Raw genomic sequence first — 23,299 nt, forward strand, 5'->3', positions numbered from 1 at the left:
TGCGTGCGCCGTCGTCGCCGCGCACGCTCCCCCACTCAATACGCGCCGCCGACACGATGCGTCGCGACGTAATGATCGGGGCCGACCGCGACGAGCGGCGCGACGAGCGGCTCGTCGCCGACCGCGCGGATCGGGCTCGGAATCTCGTCCGCCGCGAGCTGGCGCGGCGCATGCCGGCGCGCGGGGTCGGCCACCGGCACCGCGCTCATCAGCTTCTTCGTGTACGGATGCTGCGGCGCCTCGAACACCGCGCGGCGCGGGCCGATCTCGACGATCTGGCCGAGATACATCACCGCGACGCGATGGCTGACGCGCTCGACCACCGCCATGTCGTGCGAGATGAACAGGTACGCGACGCCCAGCTCGCGCTGCAGGTCGAGCATCAGGTTGACGATCTGCGCCTGCACCGACACGTCGAGCGCCGACACCGACTCGTCGGCGATCACGACCTTCGGGTTCAGCGCGAGCGCACGCGCGATCGCGATCCGCTGGCGCTGACCGCCCGAGAATTCGTGCGGATAGCGGCGCGCGGCCTCCGGCGGCAGGCCGACCTTGTCGAGCAGCCAGTCGACCCGCGCCTGCGCTTCGCCGCCGCTCGCGACGCCGTGCACCAGCAGCGGCTCCATGATCGAGAAGCCGACGGTCAGACGCGGGTTCAGCGACGCGAACGGGTCCTGGAAGATGAACTGGATGTTGCGGCGCAACGCCTGCAGGTCCGGGCCCTTCAGCGCGCTGATGTCGCGGCCGTCGAATTCGATCGAGCCGCTTTGCGATTCGACGAGGCGCAACAGCGAACGGCCGGTGGTCGACTTGCCGCAGCCCGATTCGCCGACGAGCGCGAGCGTCTCGCCCGCGCGCAGCTCGAAGCTCACGCGCTCGACCGCATGCACGTATTGCGACACGCGGCCGAACACGCCGCTCTTCACCGGAAAGCGCGTGACGAGATCGCGCACGCGCAGGATCGGCGGCGCGGCGTGATCGACGGGCGGCTGCGCGTCGTTCGCCGCGCACGCCGTGGTCGGCGCCGTCGCGCTCGCGCCGTCCACCTTGAGCAGCGGGAATTTCTCGGGGACGTCGGTGCCCTGCATCGAGCCGAGCCGCGGCACCGCCGCGAGCAGCGCCCGCGTGTAGCGATGCGCGGGCGTCGTGAATATCCGCTCGGACTCGCCCTCCTCGACCTTCTCGCCGCGATACATCACGAGCACGCGGTCGGCGACTTCGGCCACCACCCCCATGTCGTGCGTGATGAAGATCACGCCCATGTTCATTTCGTCCTGCAGCCCGCGGATCAGTTGCAGGATCTGCGCCTGGATCGTCACGTCGAGCGCGGTCGTCGGCTCGTCGGCGATCAGCAGCGCGGGCCGGCACGACAGCGCCATCGCGATCATCACACGCTGCCGCATCCCGCCGGACAACTGATGCGGATGACGTGCGAACACGCGGCGCGCTTCGGGGATGCGCACCAGATCGAGCAGCCGCAGCGCTTCCGCGCGTGCTTCGGCGGCGCCCTTCGACTGGTGCAGCGCGATCGCCTCGCTGATCTGGTCGCCGACCGTAAATACCGGATTCAGCGACGTCATCGGCTCCTGGAAGATCATCGCGATGTCCGCGCCGCGGATGCCGCGCATCGTCGCGGCACGCGCCTGCGCGAGATCGACCAGCGCGCCGCCGCGGCGCCGGAACGCGATCCGGCCGCTCGTGATTTCGCCGCCGCCGTGCTCGACGAGGCGCATCAGCGCGAGCGACGTGACCGACTTGCCCGAGCCCGATTCGCCGACGATCGCGAGCGTCTCGCCGCGATCGACGTGAAACGACACGTTGCGCACCGCGTCGAACGTCGCGCCTTCGCGGCGGAACGTCACCGACAGATCGTCGACGGCCACCACGCGCTGCTCGGGCAGCGTCAGGACCGACGGGTTACGGCTCGAAGTCATGCGTCTCTCCTCGTGCGATCCGCGATCACGCCGCGTCGTCGCGGTAGATGCCGACGACCGGCGCTTCACCGACGCGCGCGTAGCCGCGGTACATCCCTTCGGTGTTGAACGGCATCGCGACGTTGCCCCGTGCGTCGACCGCGATGATCCCGCCGCGGCCCGCGAGGCGCGGCAGCTTGTTCATCACGACGTCGTGCGCGGCATCGGCGAGCGACGCGCCGCGATACGCGATCTGCGCGGCGACGTCGTAGGCCGTCGCGAGCCGCATGAACATCTCGCCGGTGCCCGTCGACGATACCGCGCAGGTCGCGTCGTCCGCATAGCAGCCGGCGCCGATGATCGGCGAATCGCCGACACGCCCCGGCTGCTTGTTCGTGATGCCGCCCGTCGACGTCGCCGCCGCGATGTGGCCGTTCAGGTCGCACGCGACCGCGCCGACCGTGCCGTGCTTGCGGTCCGGATCGAGCGGCTCGGCCGGCTGCGTCTGTTGCTGCGACTGGCCGAACACGAACGTCGCCGCATCGTGGTCGAGCATCGCGCCGGCCGCCGCGCGCGCCTTCACCCACTGCGCATGCCGCGATTCGGTGTCGAAGTAGCCGGGCTCGGCGAGTTCGAGCCCCTGCGCGGCCGCGAACGCATCGGCGCCCGCGCCGGCGAACAGCACGTGCTCGCTCGCCTCCATCACGCGCCGCGCGGCGAGCACCGGATTGCGCACGCGGGTCGCGCAGCAGATCGCGCCGGCGCCGAGCGTCGCGCCGTCCATGACCGCCGCATCGAGTTCGTGCTTGCCTTCCGCCGTATAGACGGCGCCGCGCCCGGCGTTGAACAGCGGGCAATCCTCGAGCATCCGCACCGCGACGGTGACGGCGTCGAGCGCGCTGCCGCCGTCGGCCAGTACCTGTTGCGCGGCCTGCAGGATCGCGGTGAGTTCGGCGCGGTACCGACGTTCGGTGTCGGTATCCATCGCTTCGCGCAGGATCGTGCCTGCGCCGCCGTGAATCGCGACGATCGCGGATGAAGTCATGATTTTTTCGGACGGGGGAAAGAAGGGTTGGCGGCCGGCAACGCCGCTTGCGGCTGCACGAGCCACGGCAGCAGGAATTCGGTCATCTCGGCGGCGGATTTCGCGGACCGGTGCGTGCGCAGCGCGACCGCGTCGATCAGCGCCTCGATCATCGTCAGCACGGCGGCTTCCGACGTGGCCGCGAAACGCCGCTCGGCCTTGACGTACAGGTTCAGCGACGCGAGCGGCGCGAGCGGCGATTGCGGGCCGTCGGAGATGCCGAGCACGCGCGCGCCGCGCGCCGCCGCACGACGGGCCAGCTCGATCGTGTCCTTCACGTAGCGCGGAAACGCGAGCGCAATCACGAGATCGCGAGAATCGGCCGTGTACAGGCGTCGCGCCGCATGCGACGGCCCGCCGAGCAGCGCGAGCGATTGCACGCTGTCATGACAGACGGACAGTCCGTGCTCCATCAATCCGGCCAGAAACGCGCTCGACCCGGCGCCGAGAATCAGCACGCGCCGCGCGCCGACGATCGCCTCGACCGCCGCCTCGACATCGGCCGCGTCCAGTTGCGCACGCGTGTTCTCGATGTTGGCGGCAGCCTGGTCGAACACCGCGTCGATCCAGACCGCGCCGCGCACGCCGGACTCCTGCTCCTGCGCGGAACGCAGCCGTTCGACCGGCCCGAGCGTGGCCTCGAAGCCGCGTACGAGCGCCGCGCGCATCGCCGGATAGCCGTCGAAGCCGAGCGCCTTCGCGAAGCGGTTCGCGGTCGCGATCGACGCATTCACCGCCTGCGCGAGCTCGTCGATCCGCATCGTCGCCGCGCGAAACGGGTTCGCGAGCACGAATTCGCCCATGCGCCGGTGAATCGGCGTCATCAACGGCATCGCCGACGCGATCCGCTCGGCGATCGCGGGTTCGTCGTGACTGACATCGGGCGGAATGAGAGGCGTCATGCGAAGGGTTGTTGCAAGGTTCGATGAAAATCAATTTACACAATCCGTCTTCCGAAAAGAAATAAATTTTCATCAGGGTTGTCACGCCCCACCCGGCGTGCGTCGACCGTCCGGACGATCGTCCGGGCCGCCGCACGGGCCTTCGACGGGCAACCGCCTGCGCTGCCGCTCGCCCGGTCGCCACCGCTCATCGGGAAAACCCCGAGTACGTTCGTTCGAATGCAGATTCACGTTGACCGGATTCGCATTCGAACATAGGATGTTCGAAAATGATCAGTCGTCAGATAACATTGCAGCTCGAAGACGACCGAATGTTCGCTCGAACACCGTGATTTCGATATAAACCGGTAAAACCGGCGCGCATCAAGATCGGACATCGTACGAACAAAACGAAACAAGCCATCCGGACGGATGGCCCTCACGGACCGGGCAGGCGCCGCGCGCCCGCCCTCCCTGACAGGAGACAGCAGTGAAGACAGTCAAGGCGTTGCGCTGGTGGATCATCGTGCTCGTGTGTCTCGGCACGATCCTCAACTACCTCGCACGGAATTCCCTCGCGGTGCTCGCGCCCGAGCTCAAGCAGGTGTTCGCGATCTCGACGCAGCAGTACTCGTACATCGTCGGCGCCTTCCAGATCGGTTACACGATCATGCAACCGGTATGCGGGTTCATCGTCGACCTGATCGGGCTGCGGCTCGGTTTCGCGCTGTTCGCGATGCTGTGGTCGGTGGTCGGCGTCGCGCACGGCTTCGCGTCCGGCTGGCTGTCGCTCGGCATCCTGCGCGGCTTTCTGGGCCTGTTCGAGGCCGCCGCGATTCCGTCCGGGATGAAGGCCGTCGCCGAATGGTTTCCCGATCGCGAGAAATCGGTCGCGGTCGGCTACTTCAACGCGGGCACGTCGCTCGGCGCCGCGATCGCGCCGCCGCTCGTCGTGTTCCTGTCGATGCGGTTCGGCTGGCAGGCCGCGTTCATGGTCACCGGCGCGCTCGGATTCGTGTGGGCCGCGCTCTGGTACACGCAGTACCGGTCACCGGCCGATCATCCGCGCATCACGCCGCAGGAGCGCACGCTGATCCGCGACGGCCAGGCCACGATGCCGCCCGTGTCGAAGCGCCGCATCCGCGACGTCGTCACCGCGCGCCGCTTCTGGGCGATCGCGCTGCCGCGCTTCTTCGCGGAACCCGCATGGCAGACCTTCAGCTTCTGGATTCCGCTGTACCTCGCGACCGAGCGCCACATGCCGCTCACGCAGATCGCGGTGTTCGCGTGGATGCCGTTTCTCGCGGCCGACGCAGGCGGCATCGCGGGCGGCTATCTGTCGCCGTATCTCGCCAGTCGCTTCAGGCTGCCGCTCGTGTGGTCGCGCGTCGCCGGCGTCGCGCTCGGCGCGGTGCTGATGCTCGGGCCCGCGATGATCGGTCTCGTGTCGTCGCCGTACACGGCGATTGCGCTGTTCTGCGTCGGCGGCTTCGCGCACCAGATGATCTCGGCGCTCGTCAACACGCTGTCGGCCGACGTGTTCGATCCCGAGGAAGTCGGCACCGCGAGCGGCTTCGCCGGGATGGCCGCGTGGATCGGCGGCCTCGGCTTCTCGCTGCTGGTCGGCGCGCTCGCGGACAAGATCGGCTATGCGCCCCTGTTCGCGTGCCTCGGCCTGTTCGACATCGTCGGCGTCACGCTGCTCGCGGTGCTGATCCGCGGGCAGTCGAAGCAGGAACGCCTGCTCGCGCAGCACGCGTGACATCCGTTTTCACCAGGAAATCGCATTCATGACTTCGCTTCTTCATCCGCCCGTGTTCCGCGTCGCCAGTCACCACGCGAACCGCGTGCTGCTCGCCTCCGATACGGGCGCGACTCTCGAAATCTTCGTGCTCGAGGACGATATCGTGCGCGTGCGCGTGCTCCCCGACGCGACGGCGCGCAACCCGCGCACGTGGACGATCGCGCCCGGTCTCGACGACGTGCCGCTCGACGGGCGCGACCGCCTCGACCTGAGCGGCTTCGCGCTGCCCCACTACGACTTCGTGGAAGACGACGACGGCGTGCGCATCGAAACCGCGCAGGTCCGGCTCACGGTGCGCCGGCAAGGCGGCCATTGCACGTGGTCGATGCGCGGCGCGGACGGCGCATGGCGCGTCGCACTCGCCGACCGCCCGACGCAGGCGTACAACTTCGGCTGGTGGGACGACCGCGCGTATCACTACGTCGCCCGCGCGCGCGGCGACAAGGTATTCGGCCTCGGCGAACGCGCAGGCGAACTCGACCGCACGGGCGCACGCTTCGAGATGCGCAACATCGACGCGATGGGCTACAGCGCGAAGCACACCGACCCGCTGTACAAGCACATCCCGTTCTACATCACGTGGTCGCCCGATGCGTGCCAGGGTTTCGGGCTGTTCTACGACACGCTGTCCGACTGCTCGTTCGACATGGGCCGCGAGCTCGACAACTATCACGGGCCCTATCGCTATTTCGTCGCCGAGCACGGCGATCTCGACTACTACTTCATCGCGTCGCCCGATACGCCGCTCGCGGCCGCGCGGCGCTTCACGTGGCTGACCGGGCGCCCCGCGCGCACGCCGAAATGGGGGCTCGGCTATTCGGGCTCGACGATGAGCTACACCGACGCGCCGGACGCCCAGCAGCAGATGAACCAGTTCGTCGAGCAGTGCGACGCGCACGACATCCTGTGCGATTCGTTCCACCTGTCGTCGGGCTATACGTCGATCGGCGCGAAGCGCTACGTGTTCAACTGGAACCGCGACAAGTTTCCCGACGCGAAGGGCTTCGTGCAGCACTATCGCGACCACGGCATCCGCCTGTGCGCGAACATCAAGCCGTGCCTGCTGCGCGACCATCCCGCGTTCGAAGAAGCCGCGCAGCGCGGGCTGCTGATCCGCTCGGCATCCGGCGAACCCGCATGGGTGCAGTTCTGGGACGAAGTCGGCGCGTATCTCGACTTCACGCAGCCGGACACCTACCGATGGTGGTGCGAGCAGGTCACGTCGGCGCTGCTGGAATACGGGATCGAGTCGACCTGGAACGACAACAACGAATACGAGATCTGGTCGCCCGACGCGATCGCGCACGGCTTCGGCCAGCCGTTTCCGGCGCGCGAAGCCAAGGTGCTCCAGACGATGCTGATGATGCGTGCGTCGCGCGATGCGCAGCGCGCGCATGCGCCGGCGCGCCGGCCGTTCCTCGTGTCGCGCTCCGGCGGCGCCGGCATGCAGCGTTACGTGCAGACGTGGTCCGGCGACAACTTCACGTCCTGGGAAACGCTGCGCTACAACCTGAAGATGGGCCTCGGGCTCGCGCTGTCGGGCGTGTCGAACATCGGCCACGACATCGGCGGCTTCTCCGGCCCCGCGCCGTCGCCCGAATTGCTGCTGCGCTGGGTGCAGTTCGGCATCTTCATGCCGCGCTTCAGCATTCATTCGTGGAACGACGACGGCACCGTCAACGAACCGTGGATGTACCCGGAGATCACCGCGCAGATCGCGTCGCTGATCAAGCAGCGCTACCGGCTGCTGCCGTACCTCTATCACCTGTTGTGGCTGTCGACCACGCGCTACGAGCCCGTGTTGCGGCCGACCTTCGCCGATTTCCCCGGCGATGCGCGCTGCTACGACGCATGCGACGACATGATGCTCGGCGACGCGCTGCTGGTCGCGCCGGTCGTCGATCCCGGCCAGACCGAGCGCACGGTTTACCTGCCGGCGGGCGCACGCTGGACGTGCTGTGCGAGCGCGCAGTCGTTCGACGGCGGCGCGAGCGTGACGCTGCCCGCGCCGCTCGACATGCCGGTGACGCTGCTGCGCGAAGGCCGCGTGCTGCCGCTGAACGTCGCGGAACAGCATTTCGGTGCGCGCGCCGATACGCGCGGCTTCCTCGTCGCACCGCGGATCGAGGACGGCGTCGCGTACGGCGAATGCGTCGAGGACGACGGCGAGACGGAAGCATGGCGAGACGGCGAATACGGCCTGTGGCGCATCGAGACCGGCCGCGAGGCGTCGGGCGTGCTCGGCGTGTCGGTCCGCTGGGACGGCCGCCCGGCGCGCCCGGCCGATCGCGTCGAGATCCTGCTGCCCGCGTCGCTGCAAGGCCCGGTTGCCGTGCGCGGTGCGCGGGTCGAGCAGGATGCGCGGGACGGTGCGTGGCGCCGCCTCGTCGTCGCGTTCGACCACTGAACCACCGAACACGAAAGCCGAAGCAAACCCGATCGGGCGGGCCGTTCGCGCGGCCCGCCCCCTGCCACAGAGGAGGCATTCAACCTCCCGCCCCTTGAAAAGATGAAGAGACCCGGAGATCGACAATGAAAGCATCCGCTAACCGTTATGCAATCCTGATTTTATCGGCCGCGTCGCTCGGCACGACCGCCGCCCACGCGCAGAGCAGCGTCACGCTGTACGGCGTCGTCGACGATTCGCTCGCGTACGTGAACAACCAGCAGGGACACTCGAACGTCTACATGCGCGACGGCAACCTGTATGCGTCGAAGTTCGGGCTGCGCGGCGACGAGGATCTCGGCGGCGGCACGCACGCGATCTTCGACCTGCAGGCCGGCTTCAACCTGAATACGGGCGCGCAGGCCGCCGCCGGCACGCTGTTCAATCGCCAGGCGTTCGTCGGCCTGCGCAACGTTCGCTACGGCACGGTCACGGCCGGCCGCCAGTACACGCCCTACTTTCTGTTCGTCGGCCCGTACGCGTCGAGCAGCTGGCTGACGGGCGCCACCGGCGCGCATCCGGGCGACATCGACGGCCTCGACACGACGATTCGCGTGAACAACTCGGTCACCTATACGTCGCCGACCTTCGCCGGGCTGAGCGCGAGCGCGATGTACGCATTCGGCGGCATTGCCGGCGCGACCGGCAAGGGCAACACGTTCAGCGCCGCGCTGCGCTATGCGAACGGGCCGGTCGGGATCGCGGCCGGCTACCTGCGGATCAACAGCTCGGGCTCGTCGGCGGGCTTCCTGAATCCGGCCACCGCATCGTCGGGCAGCTTCGCGGTATCCGTGCTGAATCAGGGCTACCTCACCGCGAAAGCCGTCGAGCAGGTCGCGGCGGCCGGCAACTACACGCTCGGCGACCTGACGATGGGGCTCAACTATTCGAATGTGAAGTATCTGCCCGGCAACGGCTCGACCTTCACCGACACGGCCGTGTTCAACACCTACGGCGCGCTTGCCGCGTACCGCTTCACGCCGACGTTCTCGGTGGCCGGCGCATTCGCGTATACGCTCGCGTCGAAGGCGAACGGCGTCGCGAACGCGGCCCGCTATCAGCAGTATTCGCTGAAGGAGTCGTACAGCCTGTCGAAACGCACGACGCTCTACGCGCTGCAGGCGTACACGCATTCGAGCGGGCGGACGCTCGGCGCGCAAGGCGCCGGCCACATCGTCGACGCGGCGCCGATCGTCGGCGATTCGCAGCAGCTCACGCCGTCGACGACGCACGGCCAGTTCGTCGGCATGGCCGGGATCGCCGTCACGTTCTGAGCCCGTCCGGCGGCGCCTTCCGCGCGCCGTCTCCGGCCAGGACGATGCGCTTGCCGCGCGCGCCGTCCGGGCGCCCGATACGCGTTCGTCGCGGCGCGTTCCCCGCCTCGCCGGCCCGCCGCGCGCATCGCGCGGGTTTTCTCGATGGCCGCGATACCTTACAATCCGTCAGGTTCATCCTTCTGCATACCCCTTCTTGCAGTCCTGACACCGCGGTACACTCGACGCACGCCGTATCAGGGTCCGACGCGCGACGTGCGCGCCGGGCGGCGTCGCGCTTCGTTGCGCCCACAACTGGATGCCCGCCATGCCGGATTCCCGCCCCTCGCCCCGCACGACATTCAAGCCGCAGGTCGTCCTGCCCGCGCTCGCCGTCATCGGCGCGCTACTCGTCGTGTGCGCACTGCACCCGAGCGAAGCCGGTGCACTGTTCTCCGCCGGCCAGCAATGGGTCATCGCACGATTCGACTGGTTCTACGTGCTCGCCGTCACCGGCTTCCTCGTGTTTCTCGTGCTGATCGCCGCCAGCGACTTCGGCAATATCCGGCTCGGCCCCGACGACGCCGAACCCGAATTCAGCTTCGTGTCGTGGACGGCGATGCTGTTCGCGGCCGGCATGGGCATCGGGCTGATGTATTTCGGTGTCGGCGAGCCGATGCAGCATTTCCTGAAGCCGCCGACCGTCGACGCCGGCACGCCCGCCGCCGCGCGCGAGGCGATGCTGATGACGTTCTTCCACTGGGGCTTCCACGCGTGGGCGATCTACGGGCTGATGGGGCTCGTGCTCGCGTACTTCGGCTTCCGCTACAACCTGCCGCTCACGCTGCGCTCGGGGCTGTATCCGGTGCTGCGCGAGCGCATCGACGGCTGGGTCGGTCACACGGTCGACGCGTTCGCGCTCGTCGGCACGGTCGCCGGGATCGCGACGACCCTCGGCTACGGTGTGATGCAGCTGAGCGCGGGCCTGCATACGGCCGCCGGGTGGGACACGGGCGGCAACCTGTTCCGCATCGGGCTCGTCGCGGTGGTCGTGATCCTCGCGGGCGTGTCGGCCGCGACCGGCCTCGACAAGGGCGTGCGCCGGCTGTCCGAGCTGAACCTGCTGCTCGCGTTCCTGCTGCTCGCCTTCGTGGTGGTCGCGGGCCCGACCGCATTCCTGCTGCGCGCGCTCGGCGACAACATCGGCCAGTACCTGTCGAGCCTCGTCGACCTGTCGTTCCGCACGTACGCCTACGCGCCGCCGCGCGAGGAAGGCTGGTTCGGCGGCTGGACGATTCTCTACTGGGCGTGGTGGGTGTCGTGGTCGCCGTTCGTCGGCATGTTCATCGCGCGCATCTCGCGCGGCCGTACGATCCGCCAGTTCGTGATCGGCGTGCTGCTCGTGCCGACCGCGTTCAACCTCGTGTGGATGACCGTGTTCGGCAACAGCGCGATCTGGCTCGACACGCACGGCGCGGCCGGCGCGCTCGCGCAGACGGCGACCAACGTCGATGCGCTGCTGTTCCGCTTCTTCGATTTCCTGCCGTTTCCGCAACTGCTGTCGATCGTCGCGATCGTGCTGATCGCGGTGTTCTTCGTCACGTCCGCCGATTCGGGCGCGTTCGTGATCGACCAGATCGCGACGCGCGGCAACGCGCATTCGCCGGTCTGGCAGCGGCTGTTCTGGGCCGCGCTGCTCGGCGTGACGGCCGCGGTGCTGCTCGTCGCGGGCGGGCTCGGCGCGTTGCAGGCGATGACGCTGATCGCGGCGCTGCCGGTCGCTCTCATCATGCTCGCGCTGTGCTACGGGCTATGGCGCGGGCTCGCGGCCGACCGTGCGCACTATTCGCAGGACATCGCGCCCGCGGCGAGCTTCTGGACCGGCCAGCACTGGCGCCATCGCCTGACGCACATCCTGCGGCAGACGACCGAGGCCGAGGCGCGCCAGTTCGTCGCCGAGACGGTCGAGCCCGCGCTGCGCAAGGTCGCCGACGAGCTGCGCGCAAGCGGCGTCGATGCGCACGTGCAGCGCGACGGCGACGATGCGGTGCGGCTCACCGTGCCGACCGCCGAACACCGCGATTTCGTGTATGGCGTGCGCGTCACCGCGAAATCCGCGGCCGCGTTCCTGATGCGCGAGGCGGCCGAGCCGGAAGCCGCGCGGGCGCACGTGTACGGGATCGTCACGTTCTTCGAGGATGGCCGGCTCGGCTACGACGTCGAATACCTGCGCGGCGACGAAGTGATCGCCGACGTGCTGCGCCAGTACGAACGCTACGTGTCGCTCGCCGCGGACACACGCACGCACCTGCTGAGCCGCGCGCCGGGGCACGCGACGGAGGCCGAGTGAGCGGGTTGCTGCAAAGCCGCGCCGTCGACGTCATCGCACTCGGCACGCTCGCCGTGCTGTACCTCGGCGGCGCCGGCATCGCGCTGTGGCGGATCCGCGCCGCGGCGCCGCTCGGCAAGGTCTACTGGCTCGTCTGCGCGGCGCTGCTCGCCGGCGGCGCCGTCGCGATGGGCGGCAACCTGTCGCCGGTACCGAACAGCGGCGAAATGCCCCCGGGTTTCGCGCTCGGCGCCGAGGCCGTCCTGCTCGGACTCGCGTTGGTCGCCGGTGGCTGCGCGTGGCTGATGCTGCGCGCGCGGAAACGCTGACGGCCGCGCCGCGCCATCCGCTGCGTCACGCGGGCACGGTCACGCGCGGGGCCAGCGGATGGCCGACCACTCCCTGATCCGCTCCTTTCATGCGACACATCATGCGCTCGGCGCGCGCGCCGTCACGAGCCAGCACGCCGCATCGAAACGCACCTCGGCGCCATGCACGTACGGCTCGAACGCCGCGCGCATCGTGTCGATCACGCACCGCCGCGTCGCTTCGTCCGTCTCCAGCAATGCGAGGCCTACCGGGCCCAGCCGGGCAATGTAGTCGTCCAGCGCAGGCTCCGGCAGCACGCACGCCCGGTCGACCGGCTCGATCGCGACGTCGGCCCAGCCGCTGTCCGACAGCACCGATGCGATCCGCTGCCGGTCGCCGAACGCGAACTGCCCCAGTGCGCCGGGCTGCCGCACGGGCAGGTTCGGCAGCAGCGGCGCGGCCGCCCGCTCGGCCGTCGTCATGAACGGATTGTCGGCCGCGCCACGCCACGCGACGAACCGCATCTGCGCACCCGGGCGCGCCGCCCGCCGCAGGTTCGCGAACGCCCGCACCGGATCGTCGAAGAACATCACGCCGAGGCGCGACACGATCAGGTCGACGCTCGCCGGCTCGAACGCATGCGTCTGCCCGTCCGCGCACACGAAGCGGGCGCGCAGGCCGCAGCGTTCGGCGCGCGCCCGGGCGGCGTCGATCATCCGCGCCGAAATATCGATGCCCGTGCACTGCGCGTTCGCGCCGAGCCGCCGCGCGATCGCGAGCGTGACCGCCCCCGTGCCGCAGCCGACATCGAGTACGCTGCTTGCAGACGCCGCCGCCGCCGCGGCATCCGCCAGCAGCGTTTCGAACGGCGCGAACATCCGGTCCAGCGACGCCTGCGCATCGACCCATGCGCGCCCCGACGGACCGTTCCATAGCGCCGATTGCGCTTCGTTGGGCCGGTTGGCTTCCATCGTCGATCCCCTCCCGATTCATTGATGACGGACCGGACTGTGCTACTTCAAGCCGGCTTGAAGTCAAGGCCGCCAGCGTGCGCCTCGTCACCCCCCGTTTTTCATATTTCTTACATTCGCGCTGCGTATCGTTGACGACTTTCCTACGGTGCCGCCCCTCCCATGCGACGATTCATCACGCGCGCGCTGCTCGTGCGCTGCGCTCCTCTTGTTGCCCTCGCCGCGTTGTCCGCGTGCTCGAATCACATCGATACGCCGGACGATCCGGCCAGCGCGTCGGTCAACGTCCAGGCCGCATGGGTCGAGATCGGCGATGCGAACCAGGCGATCGCGCGCGTCGTCACGAACTACACGCCCGCGTCGGCCGGCGATTCGCCGTGCCCGCAACTGACCGTCGACGGCAAGCTGTCGCGCATGGCGCTGCGCGCGGGCGCCGCGACCGTCGCCCAGCGGCCGACCGCCAGCGACCCGGCCGATTCGAAACCGTCGAGCTTCCCGGTGTCCGTCTGCGAGGCGACGTTGCCGGCGGGCGCGCAGGCGGCCAGCGTCGCGGGCCGCACGCTGCCGCTGCCGAAAGCGCAGCCGCAGCGCATCGCGATCATCGCCGACACGGGCTGCCGGATGAAGAAGGCCGACAACGCATGGCAAGCGTGCAACGACGCCGCGGTCTGGCCGTTCGACACGATCGCGGCCAGCGTCGCGAAGCTGGCGCCCGATCTCGTGCTGCACGTCGGCGACTACCACTATCGCGAGAACGCGTGCCCGCCGGACATCGCCGGCTGCAAGGACAGCCCGTGGGGCTATGGCTGGGATACGTGGCAGGCCGACCTGTTCCGCCCGGCCGCGCCGTTGCTCGCGAAGGCGCCGTGGGTGGTCGTGCGCGGCAATCACGAGGAATGCGCGCGCGCGGGCCAGGGCTGGTTCCGTTTCCTCGACCCGCGCCCGTATTCGGCCGCACGTTCGTGCGACGATCCGGCCAACGACAACAGCGCGAACTATTCGGAACCCTACGCGGTTTCGCTCGGCGGCGGCTCGCAGGTGATCGTGTTCGACACCGCGAAGGTCGGCCGCAGCCCGCTGAAGACGACGGACGCGCAGTTCGGCATCTACCAGAAGCAGTTCCAGACGGTCGCCTCGCTCGCGTCGAAGCCCGGCATGACGACGACGATCTTCACGAACCATCACCCGATCCTCGCGTTCGCGCCGATCGCCGGCAGCACGCCGGCGCCGGGCAACCTCGCGCTGCAGTCGGTGATGTCGAGCCTCAACGCGCAGGCGTACTACCCGCCGGGCGTGCACGTCGCGCTGCACGGCCACGTGCACGATTTCCAGGCGATCAACTTCTCGTCCGGGCACCCGGCGACGATCGTCTCCGGCAACGGCGGCGACAACCTCGACGTCGCGCTGCCCGACCCATTCCCGGCCGGCCTGACGCCCGCGCCGGGCGCCGTGATCGAGCGGCTTTCGCACAACAACAGCTTCGGTTTCCTGATCATGGAGCGCAACCCGGCACCGGCGACGGGCTGGGTGTTCCATGCGTATTCGGCGGCCGGCAAGCGGCTCGCGTCGTGCAACCAGTCGGGCACGACGCTCGCCTGCGACAAGACGGGGTTCATCGCGCCGTGACGGAAGCAGTTCGATGCGACGGCCATGGCTGGCGCGGCCGGCAGACGCTGCACATGCTTGCCGCGACCGTGCTCGCCGGCCTGACGCTCGCGGCCCACGCCGCGCCGGCCGAAACGGTCCTGCTTCCTGGCGCGCCGCCTTCGCGCGTCGTCGACACGATCGGCAACGGCACGCCGCAGGTGACGAGCAAGATCGACGCGGCCACCGCCCGCTTCGCGCCCGACCCGACGCTCGTCGCGCTCGGCCGCCGGATCTTCTTCGATCCGCGGCTGTCCGAGCCGCGCGGCATGTCGTGCGCGGGCTGCCACGATCCGGGCCGCGCGTTCGCGCCGACGCTGTCGGCCGCATCGCTCGCGGGGCCCGGCGTGCCGGAAGGCAGCCGGCCCGGGCGCTTCAGCCGACGCAATGCGCCGTCGCTGCTGTACGTGCGCTACGTGCCGCGCCGCCACTTCTACCAGGACGACGATGCGCCGGCCCCGTCGCCGTTCGGCGGCCTGTTCAGCGACGGTCGCGCGGATACGCTCGCCGAGCAGATCCGCGGGCCGCTGTTCGATCCGAACGAGATGAACAACCGGTCGCCGGCCGCGCTGCTGCGCAAGGTCGATGCAACCGAACTCGCGCCCGATCTCGCCGCGCGCTTCGGCGCGCCGGTGCGGCGCGATCCCGAGCAACTGGTGCGCGCGCTGGGCTCGGCCGTCGAAGCCTATCTGCAGAGCGACGAAATGGCGCCGTTCACGTCGCGCTTCGACGCGTTCCTGCGCACGCGCACGCCGCTCGCGCCGGCCGAGATGCGGGGCCTCGCGCTGTTCCGGAATCCGGACAAGGGCAATTGCATGACCTGCCACACGCTATCGGACACGTCGAGCCGCCCGGAACGCTCGCTCTTCACCGATTTCGGTTACGACGCGATCGCGGTGCCGCGCAACCGCACGCTGCCGGCGAACCGCGATCCGCGCCATTTCGACAACGGGCTGTGCGATACCGCGCGGCGGCTGCGCTGGCCCGAACCGACGCAATGGTGCGGCTACCTGCGCACGCCCGGGCTGCGCAACGTCGCGGTCAAGCAGACGTTCATGCACAACGGCGTGTTCACGACGCTGCGCGACGCGGTCGCGTTCTACAACACGCGCTCGACCGATCCCGGCTTCTGGTATCACGGCGCCAAGACGTTCGACGACGTGCCGGCCGCCTATCGCGGCAACATCAACGTCAACTCGACGCCGATGAACCGCCGGCCCGGCACGCCGCCCGCGCTGACCGACGCGGAAATCGACGACATCGTCGCGTTCCTCGGCACGCTGACCGACGCGCGCTATACCGGCCGCGCCGCGTCGGCCGCGCCCGACGCGCGGATCGCGCGCACCGCCGCACCGGCGCGCTGACCCTGGCCGAACGGCCAGTCGACGCGCCACCGCTTGCGGTTACCGCAACTACTGGTTATATTTACAGTACTGTATTTATGAACAGTGAGGTGCGCGATGGAACATCTGGTCCGTATCGTCAACGAGACCGATCGCCAAGTGCTGGCGTGGCTTCGTGCCCAGGTCGGCGATGCCCGCGTCGAGCGCGCGGCGCGTCAGCTCGGGCATACGCGCAAGCCCTTTCCGTCCGCCGTGTGCCGGTATCTGGGCATGAGCGCGCCGGCCACGCTGCGGCCGGCCCCGGCCCGGCCGCGTGCGGCCCGCGATTTCTCGGTCGGCGATCGTTACCTGTCGCTGATCCGCCAGCACCTCGCCACACACGCGGTCGGCCGATGAAATGGCGGCGGCTTGCCGCTTCGGTACCGTGTCCGGCCGGCGCACTCGCGTATTCGCAAGCCCGCACGCGTCATGCGCCGTCGCAGGATCCCGTGCCGTCGAGCATCAGCGTACCGACCCGCGCGGGCACGAGCGGTGTGCGCGGCGCCGGCGGCGCCCAGCCGAACAGCGCCTGCGCGGCCGCGCCGCACACGCGGCCCTGGCACGCGCCCATCCCGCAACGCGACTGCAGTTTGGCGGCCGTCCAGCCCGGCTCCCGTGCGACCGCGTCGAACCGCACGTCCTCGCAACGACACAGCAGCGTGTCGGGCCGTGCGAGCCGGCGGATCGGCTCCCGGATCGCGAAGCGCTCGCGGACGGCATCCGCGAACGCCTGCCAGTGCGCGCGCCGTGCGACGAGCTCGGCCAGTTGTGCGGTCTGCCCGGTCGCCGCGTAGCCCGCGATTTCGCCTTCGACCATTGCCAGTTCGCTGCCGCCGACGCCCGTGCATTCGCCCGCCGCGAAATACCCGTCGCGGCTCGTACGCTGATGCGCGTCGACCGCCACGGCGCCGTTCTCGATCTGGCAGCCGAGATGGCGCGGCAGCACGGTGTTCGGCACGAGGCCGAAGCCGCACGCGAGCCGGTCGCAGTCGACGTCGAATTCGCGATGGCCGTGTCGGATCCGCACGCGTTCGAGCCGCACGTCGCCGAAGGCTTCGACGACGTGCGCAGCGGGCCGATACGCCGACGTGACGAGCTTCGCGGCCTGCGCGAGCTTCGACGGCCAGCGCCACAGCCCCGCGCCGAAGCCGGCCACGTCGCTCCATGCGGCCTGTTCGAGCACGTGCGATACGCGTGCGCCGGCCTGCCGGGCCGTCGCCGCGCTCGCCAGCAGCAGCGGCCCGCTGCCCGCGATCACCGTGCGCTGCCCGCGCACGTCAAGCCCGTACTTGATCAGCGCCTGCAAGCCGCCTGCGCCGGTCACGCCGGGCAGCGTCCAGCCCGGGAACGGCAGCAGCAGCTCGCGGGCGCCGCAGCAGAGAATCAGCGTCCGGAAATCGAGTAGCAGCCCGCGCTCGTCGTCCTCGAGCAGCAGCGTACCCGGCTGCGTTTCGGCGACGATGCGCGTCGCCGCGAGATGCGTGACGTTCGGCTGCCTCAGGATGGCGAGGCGTTCGGCCGCGGCACGCGTCGGTGCGGCCGCGGCCGGCTGCCGCCAGATCTGCCCGCCCGCCCGCGGGTTGTCGTCGACGATCGCGACGGTCGCGCCGCTGCGCGCGGCGGCCCGCGCGGCCGACAGCCCGGCCGGCCCCGCGCCGACGATCGCGACGTCGACGCTCAATCGTTCCTGTTTCATCGCGTGCGCTCCACCTGCATGCCGTCACGGCACAGCGTCTGGCACGCCAGCCGGCGCCGGCCGTCGATCGTCATCCGGCATTCCTGGCAAATGCCCATCCCGCAAAACGGCGCTCGCGCCGCGCCCGTGCACGACACACGCGTCGTGTCGTCGCCGCTCGCCGCGACGGCGGCCGCGACGGTCGCACCGTCGGCCACCGTCAGCGCGCGGCCGTCCAGATGAATGATCATGTCAGCCTCCGCCGGGCCGTTCCAAGGAGGCTGACCGCCCCCTTGGGGGGCAGCGAACGAAGTGCGCGTGGGGGTCGTTTCATGCCAACCTCCGCCGGACCGTTCCAACGAGGCGGACCGCCTCCGTGGGGGTCGCCTTGCATGGGACCGGAGTAAGCGCCGAAGCGCCAACTCCGGCCAACGGCGAACGAAGTGCGCGTGGGGGTCGTTTCATGTCAGCGCTCCGGCTACGGGGGACGCGGTCAGGAAGCGTCCCGGCAAATACGGTTCGATATCGATGGGCGGCCGCTCGCCGGCCATCAGCGCGGCGACGAGCCGCGCACTGCCCGGCGCGGTCGTCACGCCGAGCCCTTCGTGCCCGACCGCGAGCCATACGCCCGGCCGCGCCGGGTGCTCGCCGAGCAGCGGCAGGCCGTCGGGGCTCGCGGAGCGAAAACCCGTCCATGCGCGGATGCCGTTCAGGTCGGCCAGATCCGGAAGGTAGCCGGCCGCGCGGCGCAGCATGCGCGCGAGCACGGGCGGCTCGACCTGCGCATCCTCGGTGTCGAACTGGCGCGACGAGCCGATCAGCAACTGCCCGGTCGGCCGCGGCTGCACGTTGAATGCGACCGACGTGCCGTCGCTCGCATGCGCGCTCGCCGCATAGCCCAGCTCGACGAGTTGGTGCGATACCTTGCCCGGATAGCGGTCGGTAATCAGCAGATGGCCCTTTTTCGGGCGCAGCGGCAATTCGGGCAGCAGCGTGCGCGCCGCCACGCCGTTCGCGACGACCACACGCTCCGCGCGCAGCACGTCGCCGCTCGCGAGCGTCACGCTCGGGCCATCGACCGCGACGGCCCGCTCGCGGCGCAGCGTGACGCGCGGCGCGCGCTGCAGCAGCCAGTTCGCGGTGACGGGCGCATAAAGGATCGCGTCGCCCGGAATCTTCAGCGCGCCGCCGAGGCCCGCGCGCAGCATCGGCTCCAGTTCCGCGAGCGCCGCCGCGTCGATCAGCGCGCCGGCCACGCCGTGCGCGGCGAGCGTCGCCTGCTTCGCGCGCGCGAGATCCATCTCGTGCGCATCGGCCGCGAGCCACAGCGTGCCGCAGTTGCGGTATGCGCAGCCGTCGGGCATCTCGCCGCTCAACGCGCGCCACAGTTCGATCGAGTAATGGCTCAGCGCGAGCTCGGCCGCATTGTCGTCCATCGCGACGAGGTGCCCCATGCCCGCGCCGGTCGCGCCGCCGCTCGCGTCGTCGACGACGAGCACGCGCAACCCGCGCTGCGCGAGCTCGTGCGCGCACGCCGCGCCGACGATGCCGGCGCCGATCACGACGACGTCGGTCTTCGTTTCGCTCACGACCCGATGCCCCAGCCGAACGGATCGTCTTCGTCGATCAGCAGCGTCGCTTCCGCACTCAGGTGCGCGCTGCCGCGAATCGTCGGCACGATGCCGCCGTCGGCCAGCTCGTAGCTCGCGTGGAACACGCTGCCGATCACGCTCGCCTGCCGCCACACGGCGCCCGGCGCGAGTTTGCCGTCGGCCGCGAGGCACGCGAGCTTCGCGCTCGTGCCGGTGCCGCACGGCGAACGGTCGTAGGCGAGGCCCGGGCACAGCACGAAGCTGCGGCTGTCGTGCCGGGGATCGTCGGCGAACAACTCGATGTGATCGATCTCGCCGCCGTTCGCGCCGGTGATGTCCGCGCGTTCGAGCCCTTCGCGCACGGCCGACGCATACGCGGTGAGCGCCGCGACGTTGTCGCCGGCGACGCGCTGCCCGTGGTCGCTGATCAGGAAGAACCAGTTGCCGCCCCACGCGACGTCGCCCTTCACGGGGCCGTATCCCGGCACGTCGACTTCGACGCCCTGCGCGTGGCGATACGCGGGCACGTTGCGCACGCTGACCGACAGGTCGTCGTGCAGCGTCGCCTCGACGGTGCCGACCGGCGTCTCGATCCGGTGCACGCCGGGCGCGATGCGTCCCATGTGATGCAGCGTGCGCACGACGCCGATCGTGCCGTGCCCGCACATCCCGAGATAGCCGCTATTGTTGAAGAAGATCACGCCGGCCGCCGCGTCGGCCGCTACCGGCTCGCACAGCAGCGCGCCGACCAGCACGTCGCTGCCGCGCGGCTCGAGAATGCACGCGGTGCGGTAACGGTCGTGCTCGCGCGCGAGCACGTCGCGTCGCTCAGCCATCGTGCCGTTGCCGAGCGACGGAAAACCGGACACGACGAGCCGAGTGGGTTCGCCGCCCGTGTGCGAATCGATGATCTGGATGCGCTTCATCATGAGCTGTCCGAAGTGGGGAAAGGAGCATAGCTTCCTCCGTCGCGCGTCCGTCCGCTTGTGGCTTTTCGATGAGGACGACGACGAAATCGGCATAGTGCGAAACGCCCTTCGCGCCCTCGCCGGCCGCTGTGCCGATTTCGTCATTTTGCTCCGCGATACGACTCAAGCGTGATGGGCGTTTGCGCGGCGATACTGGTTGCCACACCGACACACCGTCGGCCGACCGATACGAACGTAGGAGATTTCAGTGAGCCGCAAAGCCATTCAGTGGACCGGGGTTTTCCCGGCCGTCAGCACCCAGTTCAAGCCGGACTTTTCCCTCGACATCGACGCCACGCACCGCGTGGTCAAGAACCTGGTGAACGACGGCGTGTCGGGCCTCGTGGTCTGCGGCACGGTCGGCGAGAACACGTCGCTGTCGACGAGCGAGAAGCTCCAGGTCATCGAAGCCGCACGCGACGCGGCCGGCGGCAAGATTCCGGTGATCGCCGGCATCGCCGAATTCACGACCGAATTCGCGCGCAACACGGTGCGCGAAGCGCAGCGCGTCGGCGTCGACGGCGTGATGGTGATGCCCGCGCTCGTGTACTCGGCGAAGCCGCACGAAACCGCCGCGCACTTCCGGGCGGTCGCGACGAGCACCGACCTGCCGGTGATGGTCTACAACAACCCGCCGATCTACAAGAACGACGTCACGCCCGACGTGCTGATCGCGCTGCAGGATTGCGAGAACATCGTCTGCTTCAAGGATTCGTCGGGCGATACGCGCCGCTTCATCGACCTGCGCAATGCGGTCGGCGATCGCTTCGTGCTGTTCGCGGGCCTCGACGACGTCGTGGTCGAGAGCATCGCGGTCGGCGCCGAAGGCTGGGTGTCGGGCATGTCGAATGCGTTCCCGAAGGAAGGCGAGACGCTGTTCCGCCTCGCGAAGCAAAAGCGCTTCGACGAAGCGCTCGCGCTGTATCGCTGGTTCATGCCGCTGCTGCACCTCGACGCGCGCCCGGATCTCGTGCAGTGCATCAAGCTGTGCGAGGAACTGGTCGGCCGCGGCAGCGCGGTCACGCGTCCGCCGCGCCTCGCGCTGCAAGGCGATACGCTCGCGGAAGTGAAGGCCATCGTCGCGAAGGCGCTCGACACGCGCCCTGCGCTGCCCGACGTCGGTCTCTGATCGACGCCTCTGCGGCGGCGCGCGGGTTTGCCCGGTGCGTCGCCGTCCGCGGTCCGGCATGGCCCGCGGGTCCGCACGCCCCGGCGCCCGCCCGCGCCGCGCGTGAACGGGCCGCGGCCCGCCCCGGTCGTTCGAACCGGGCGACGCCGGCCGGCAGGCGTGTGCGCTGCTCCGTCGGAGCGCGCGCCACGCGCGCCTGCACCGACATTCCCAGGAGACACGCTCATGCCAGGCCAAGGCAATGCCCATCCGTCCGTCCCGCTTTCCCGTTCCGCGCATCCCGGCGCGGGTCACGGCAAGTTCAAGAAACAGTTGTCGCTGACCGATCTCACGTTCATCGGTCTCGGCGCCATTTTCGGCTCGGGGTGGCTGTTCGCCGCGAGTCACGTGTCGACGATCGCGGGGCCGGCCGGCATCTTCTCGTGGCTGCTCGGCGGCTTCGCGGTGCTGCTGCTCGGCATCGTCTACTGCGAACTCGGCGCCGCGCTGCCGCGCGCCGGCGGCGTGGTGCGCTACCCGGTGTTCTCGCACGGCCCGCTGCTCGGCTACCTGATGGGCTTCATCACGCTGATCGCCTTCTCGAGCCTGATCGCGATCGAAGTCGTCGCCGCACGCCAGTACGCGGCCGCGTGGTTTCCGGGCCTGACGGCCGTCGGGTCGAGCGACCCGACCACGCTCGGCTGGCTCGTGCAGGCTGCGCTGCTGTGCTTCTTCTTTTACCTGAACTATTCGAGCGTGAAAACGTTCGCGAAGGCGAACAACATCATCAGCCTCTTCAAGTTCATCGTGCCGCTGTCGGTGATCGCGGTGCTGTTCGCGTTCTTCAAGCCCGCGAACCTGACCGTGCACGGCTTCGCGCCGTTCGGCATGCCGGGCATCGAGATGGCCGTGTCGGCCGGCGGCATCATCTTCGCGTATCTCGGGCTCACGCCGATCGTGTCGGTCGCGAGCGAGGTGCGCAATCCGCAGCGCACGATCCCGATCGCGCTGATCCTGTCGATCCTGCTGTCGACGCTGATCTACGTGCTGCTGCAACTCGCGTTCATCGGCAGCATCCCGACGGCGATGCTCGCCGCCGGCTGGCACGACGTGAGCAAGGCATTCTCGCTGCCGTACCGCGACATCGCCCTCGCGCTCGGCGTCGGCTGGCTCGCGGTGATGGTCGTCGCCGACGCGATGATCTCGCCGAGCGGCTGCGGCAACATCTACATGAACGCGACGCCGCGCGTCGTCTACGGCTGGGCGAAGACCGGCACGTTCTTCAAGGTGTTCACGCGCGTCGACGAAGCGTCGGGCATCCCGCGCGCGGGCCTGTGGCTCACGTTCGGGCTCGCGATCTTCTGGACGCTGCCGTTCCCGTCGTGGGAAGCGCTGATCAACATCGTGTCGGCCGCGCTGGTGCTCAGCTATGCGGTCGCGCCCGTGTCGGTCGCCGCGCTGCGCCGCACCGCGCCCGACCTGCCGCGGCCGTTCCGCGCCAGCGCGTTCGGCATCACCGGCCCCGCGTCGTTCGTGATCGCCGCGCTGATCGTCTACTGGTCCGGCTGGAGCACGGTGTCCTGGCTGCTCGGCCTGCAGATCGCGATGTTCGCGATTTATCTCGCGTGCCGCCGCTGGGTGCCGACCGCGCACCTGAGCCTCGCCGAGCAGGTGCGCTCGTCCGCGTGGCTGATCGCGTTCTATGCGGCGATGATCGTGCTGTCGTATCTCGGCGGCTTCGGCGGCACGGGCCGGCTCGCGCATCCGTACGACACGGCCGTCGTCGCGGCCGTCGCGCTCGTCATCTACTACTGGGGCGCTCGCACCGGCGTGCGCGCCGACAAGCTGCAACTCGACGACGACGAGGACTGACGCGCCCGCGCCCTTTCCCCTTCCATCGGCCGGGCGCAGCACGCCCGGCCCCGCTTTTTCCCGAGGAA

18 protein-coding genes are annotated in these 23,299 nt (G+C 69.6%); 10 read left to right on the forward strand and 8 right to left on the reverse strand.

What is annotated here, in order from left to right:
• Positions 1–35: 35 nt before the first annotated feature.
• The 3 genes from WT53_RS21625 to WT53_RS21635 are packed head-to-tail and all read right to left on the reverse strand — an operon-like array spanning position 36 to position 3,899.
• Positions 36–1,934, reverse strand: a complete 1,899-nt coding sequence (locus WT53_RS21625) for a dipeptide ABC transporter ATP-binding protein (RefSeq protein WP_034205013.1) — start codon at positions 1,932–1,934, stop codon at positions 36–38.
• A gap of 25 nt (positions 1,935–1,959) precedes the next feature.
• Entirely contained in the window at positions 1,960–2,958 is a 999-nt protein-coding gene (locus WT53_RS21630; protein WP_034205014.1) for an isoaspartyl peptidase/L-asparaginase family protein, read from the reverse strand.
• Entirely contained in the window at positions 2,955–3,899 is a 945-nt protein-coding gene (locus WT53_RS21635) for a MurR/RpiR family transcriptional regulator (RefSeq protein ID WP_034205015.1), read from the reverse strand. Before WT53_RS21635 ends, WT53_RS21630 begins: the two co-directional genes overlap by 4 nt.
• A 469-nt stretch (positions 3,900–4,368) precedes the next feature.
• Here WT53_RS21635 and WT53_RS21640 point away from each other — a divergent pair, with 469 nt between their 5' ends.
• From WT53_RS21640 to WT53_RS21660, 5 genes are all read left to right on the forward strand, one after another.
• Positions 4,369–5,640: an MFS transporter gene (locus tag WT53_RS21640; protein WP_034205016.1), complete on the forward strand. Its 1,272-nt coding sequence runs from the start codon at positions 4,369–4,371 to the stop codon at positions 5,638–5,640.
• 28 nt (positions 5,641–5,668) lie between these two features.
• The gene (locus tag WT53_RS21645; RefSeq protein ID WP_034205017.1) at positions 5,669–8,089 is read left to right on the forward strand and encodes a glycoside hydrolase family 31 protein; all 2,421 of its coding nucleotides are present in this window, start codon (positions 5,669–5,671) and stop codon (positions 8,087–8,089) included.
• A gap of 125 nt (positions 8,090–8,214) precedes the next feature.
• Positions 8,215–9,402 (forward strand): porin, encoded by a 1,188-nt coding sequence (locus WT53_RS21650; RefSeq protein WP_034205018.1) that lies wholly within the window; start codon positions 8,215–8,217, stop codon positions 9,400–9,402.
• Positions 9,403–9,709: 307 nt separating this feature from the next.
• Positions 9,710–11,731 (forward strand): BCCT family transporter, encoded by a 2,022-nt coding sequence (locus WT53_RS21655; protein ID WP_034205019.1) that lies wholly within the window; start codon positions 9,710–9,712, stop codon positions 11,729–11,731.
• A complete protein-coding gene (locus WT53_RS21660) occupies positions 11,728–12,039 on the forward strand; it encodes a hypothetical protein (RefSeq protein ID WP_034205020.1) in 312 nt (103 codons plus the stop codon). Before WT53_RS21655 ends, WT53_RS21660 begins: the two co-directional genes overlap by 4 nt.
• Before the next feature lie 99 nt (positions 12,040–12,138).
• On the opposite strand, the gene WT53_RS21665 is transcribed toward WT53_RS21660, so the two are convergent.
• Positions 12,139–12,990 carry a class I SAM-dependent methyltransferase gene (locus WT53_RS21665; RefSeq protein WP_034205021.1) on the reverse strand — a complete coding sequence of 284 codons (852 nt, stop codon included), beginning with the start codon at positions 12,988–12,990 and terminating at the stop codon, positions 12,139–12,141.
• Positions 12,991–13,152: 162 nt separating this feature from the next.
• Between WT53_RS21665 and WT53_RS21670 the strand changes: the two genes are divergently transcribed.
• From WT53_RS21670 to WT53_RS21680, 3 genes are all read left to right on the forward strand, one after another.
• Entirely contained in the window at positions 13,153–14,616 is a 1,464-nt protein-coding gene (locus tag WT53_RS21670) for a metallophosphoesterase (RefSeq protein ID WP_060261381.1), read from the forward strand.
• A gap of 53 nt (positions 14,617–14,669) precedes the next feature.
• Positions 14,670–15,998 (forward strand): cytochrome-c peroxidase, encoded by a 1,329-nt coding sequence (locus WT53_RS21675; protein WP_080747713.1) that lies wholly within the window; start codon positions 14,670–14,672, stop codon positions 15,996–15,998.
• Positions 15,999–16,094: 96 nt separating this feature from the next.
• Complete coding sequence (locus WT53_RS21680) at positions 16,095–16,373, forward strand: hypothetical protein (RefSeq protein WP_034205024.1); 279 nt, start codon at positions 16,095–16,097, stop codon at positions 16,371–16,373.
• A 70-nt stretch (positions 16,374–16,443) separates the two neighbouring features.
• Here WT53_RS21680 and WT53_RS21685 read toward each other — a convergent pair whose 3' ends face one another.
• The 4 genes from WT53_RS21685 to WT53_RS21700 form a co-directional block, all read right to left on the reverse strand.
• Positions 16,444–17,712, reverse strand: coding sequence for an FAD/NAD(P)-binding oxidoreductase (locus WT53_RS21685; RefSeq protein ID WP_060261384.1), 1,269 nt, complete (start codon positions 17,710–17,712; stop codon positions 16,444–16,446).
• Positions 17,709–17,942, reverse strand: a complete 234-nt coding sequence (locus WT53_RS21690; RefSeq protein WP_012338331.1) for a 2Fe-2S iron-sulfur cluster-binding protein — start codon at positions 17,940–17,942, stop codon at positions 17,709–17,711. The genes WT53_RS21685 and WT53_RS21690 overlap by 4 nt, the downstream gene beginning before the upstream one ends.
• A 210-nt stretch (positions 17,943–18,152) precedes the next feature.
• Entirely contained in the window at positions 18,153–19,280 is a 1,128-nt protein-coding gene (locus WT53_RS21695; protein WP_059822605.1) for an FAD-binding oxidoreductase, read from the reverse strand.
• Positions 19,277–20,209, reverse strand: coding sequence for a 4-hydroxyproline epimerase (locus WT53_RS21700; protein WP_059822814.1), 933 nt, complete (start codon positions 20,207–20,209; stop codon positions 19,277–19,279). Before WT53_RS21700 ends, WT53_RS21695 begins: the two co-directional genes overlap by 4 nt.
• 250 nt (positions 20,210–20,459) lie before the next feature.
• On the opposite strand from WT53_RS21700, the gene WT53_RS21705 reads away from it, so the two are divergent.
• Complete coding sequence (locus WT53_RS21705; protein ID WP_034205027.1) at positions 20,460–21,380, forward strand: dihydrodipicolinate synthase family protein; 921 nt, start codon at positions 20,460–20,462, stop codon at positions 21,378–21,380.
• Positions 21,381–21,605: 225 nt separating this feature from the next.
• The gene (locus tag WT53_RS21710; RefSeq protein ID WP_060261387.1) at positions 21,606–23,231 is read left to right on the forward strand and encodes an APC family permease; all 1,626 of its coding nucleotides are present in this window, start codon (positions 21,606–21,608) and stop codon (positions 23,229–23,231) included.
• Positions 23,232–23,299: the final 68 nt, after the last annotated feature.

The organism is Burkholderia sp. MSMB2157WGS, assembly GCF_001532755.1.
Classification (GTDB): Bacteria; Pseudomonadota; Gammaproteobacteria; order Burkholderiales; family Burkholderiaceae; genus Burkholderia.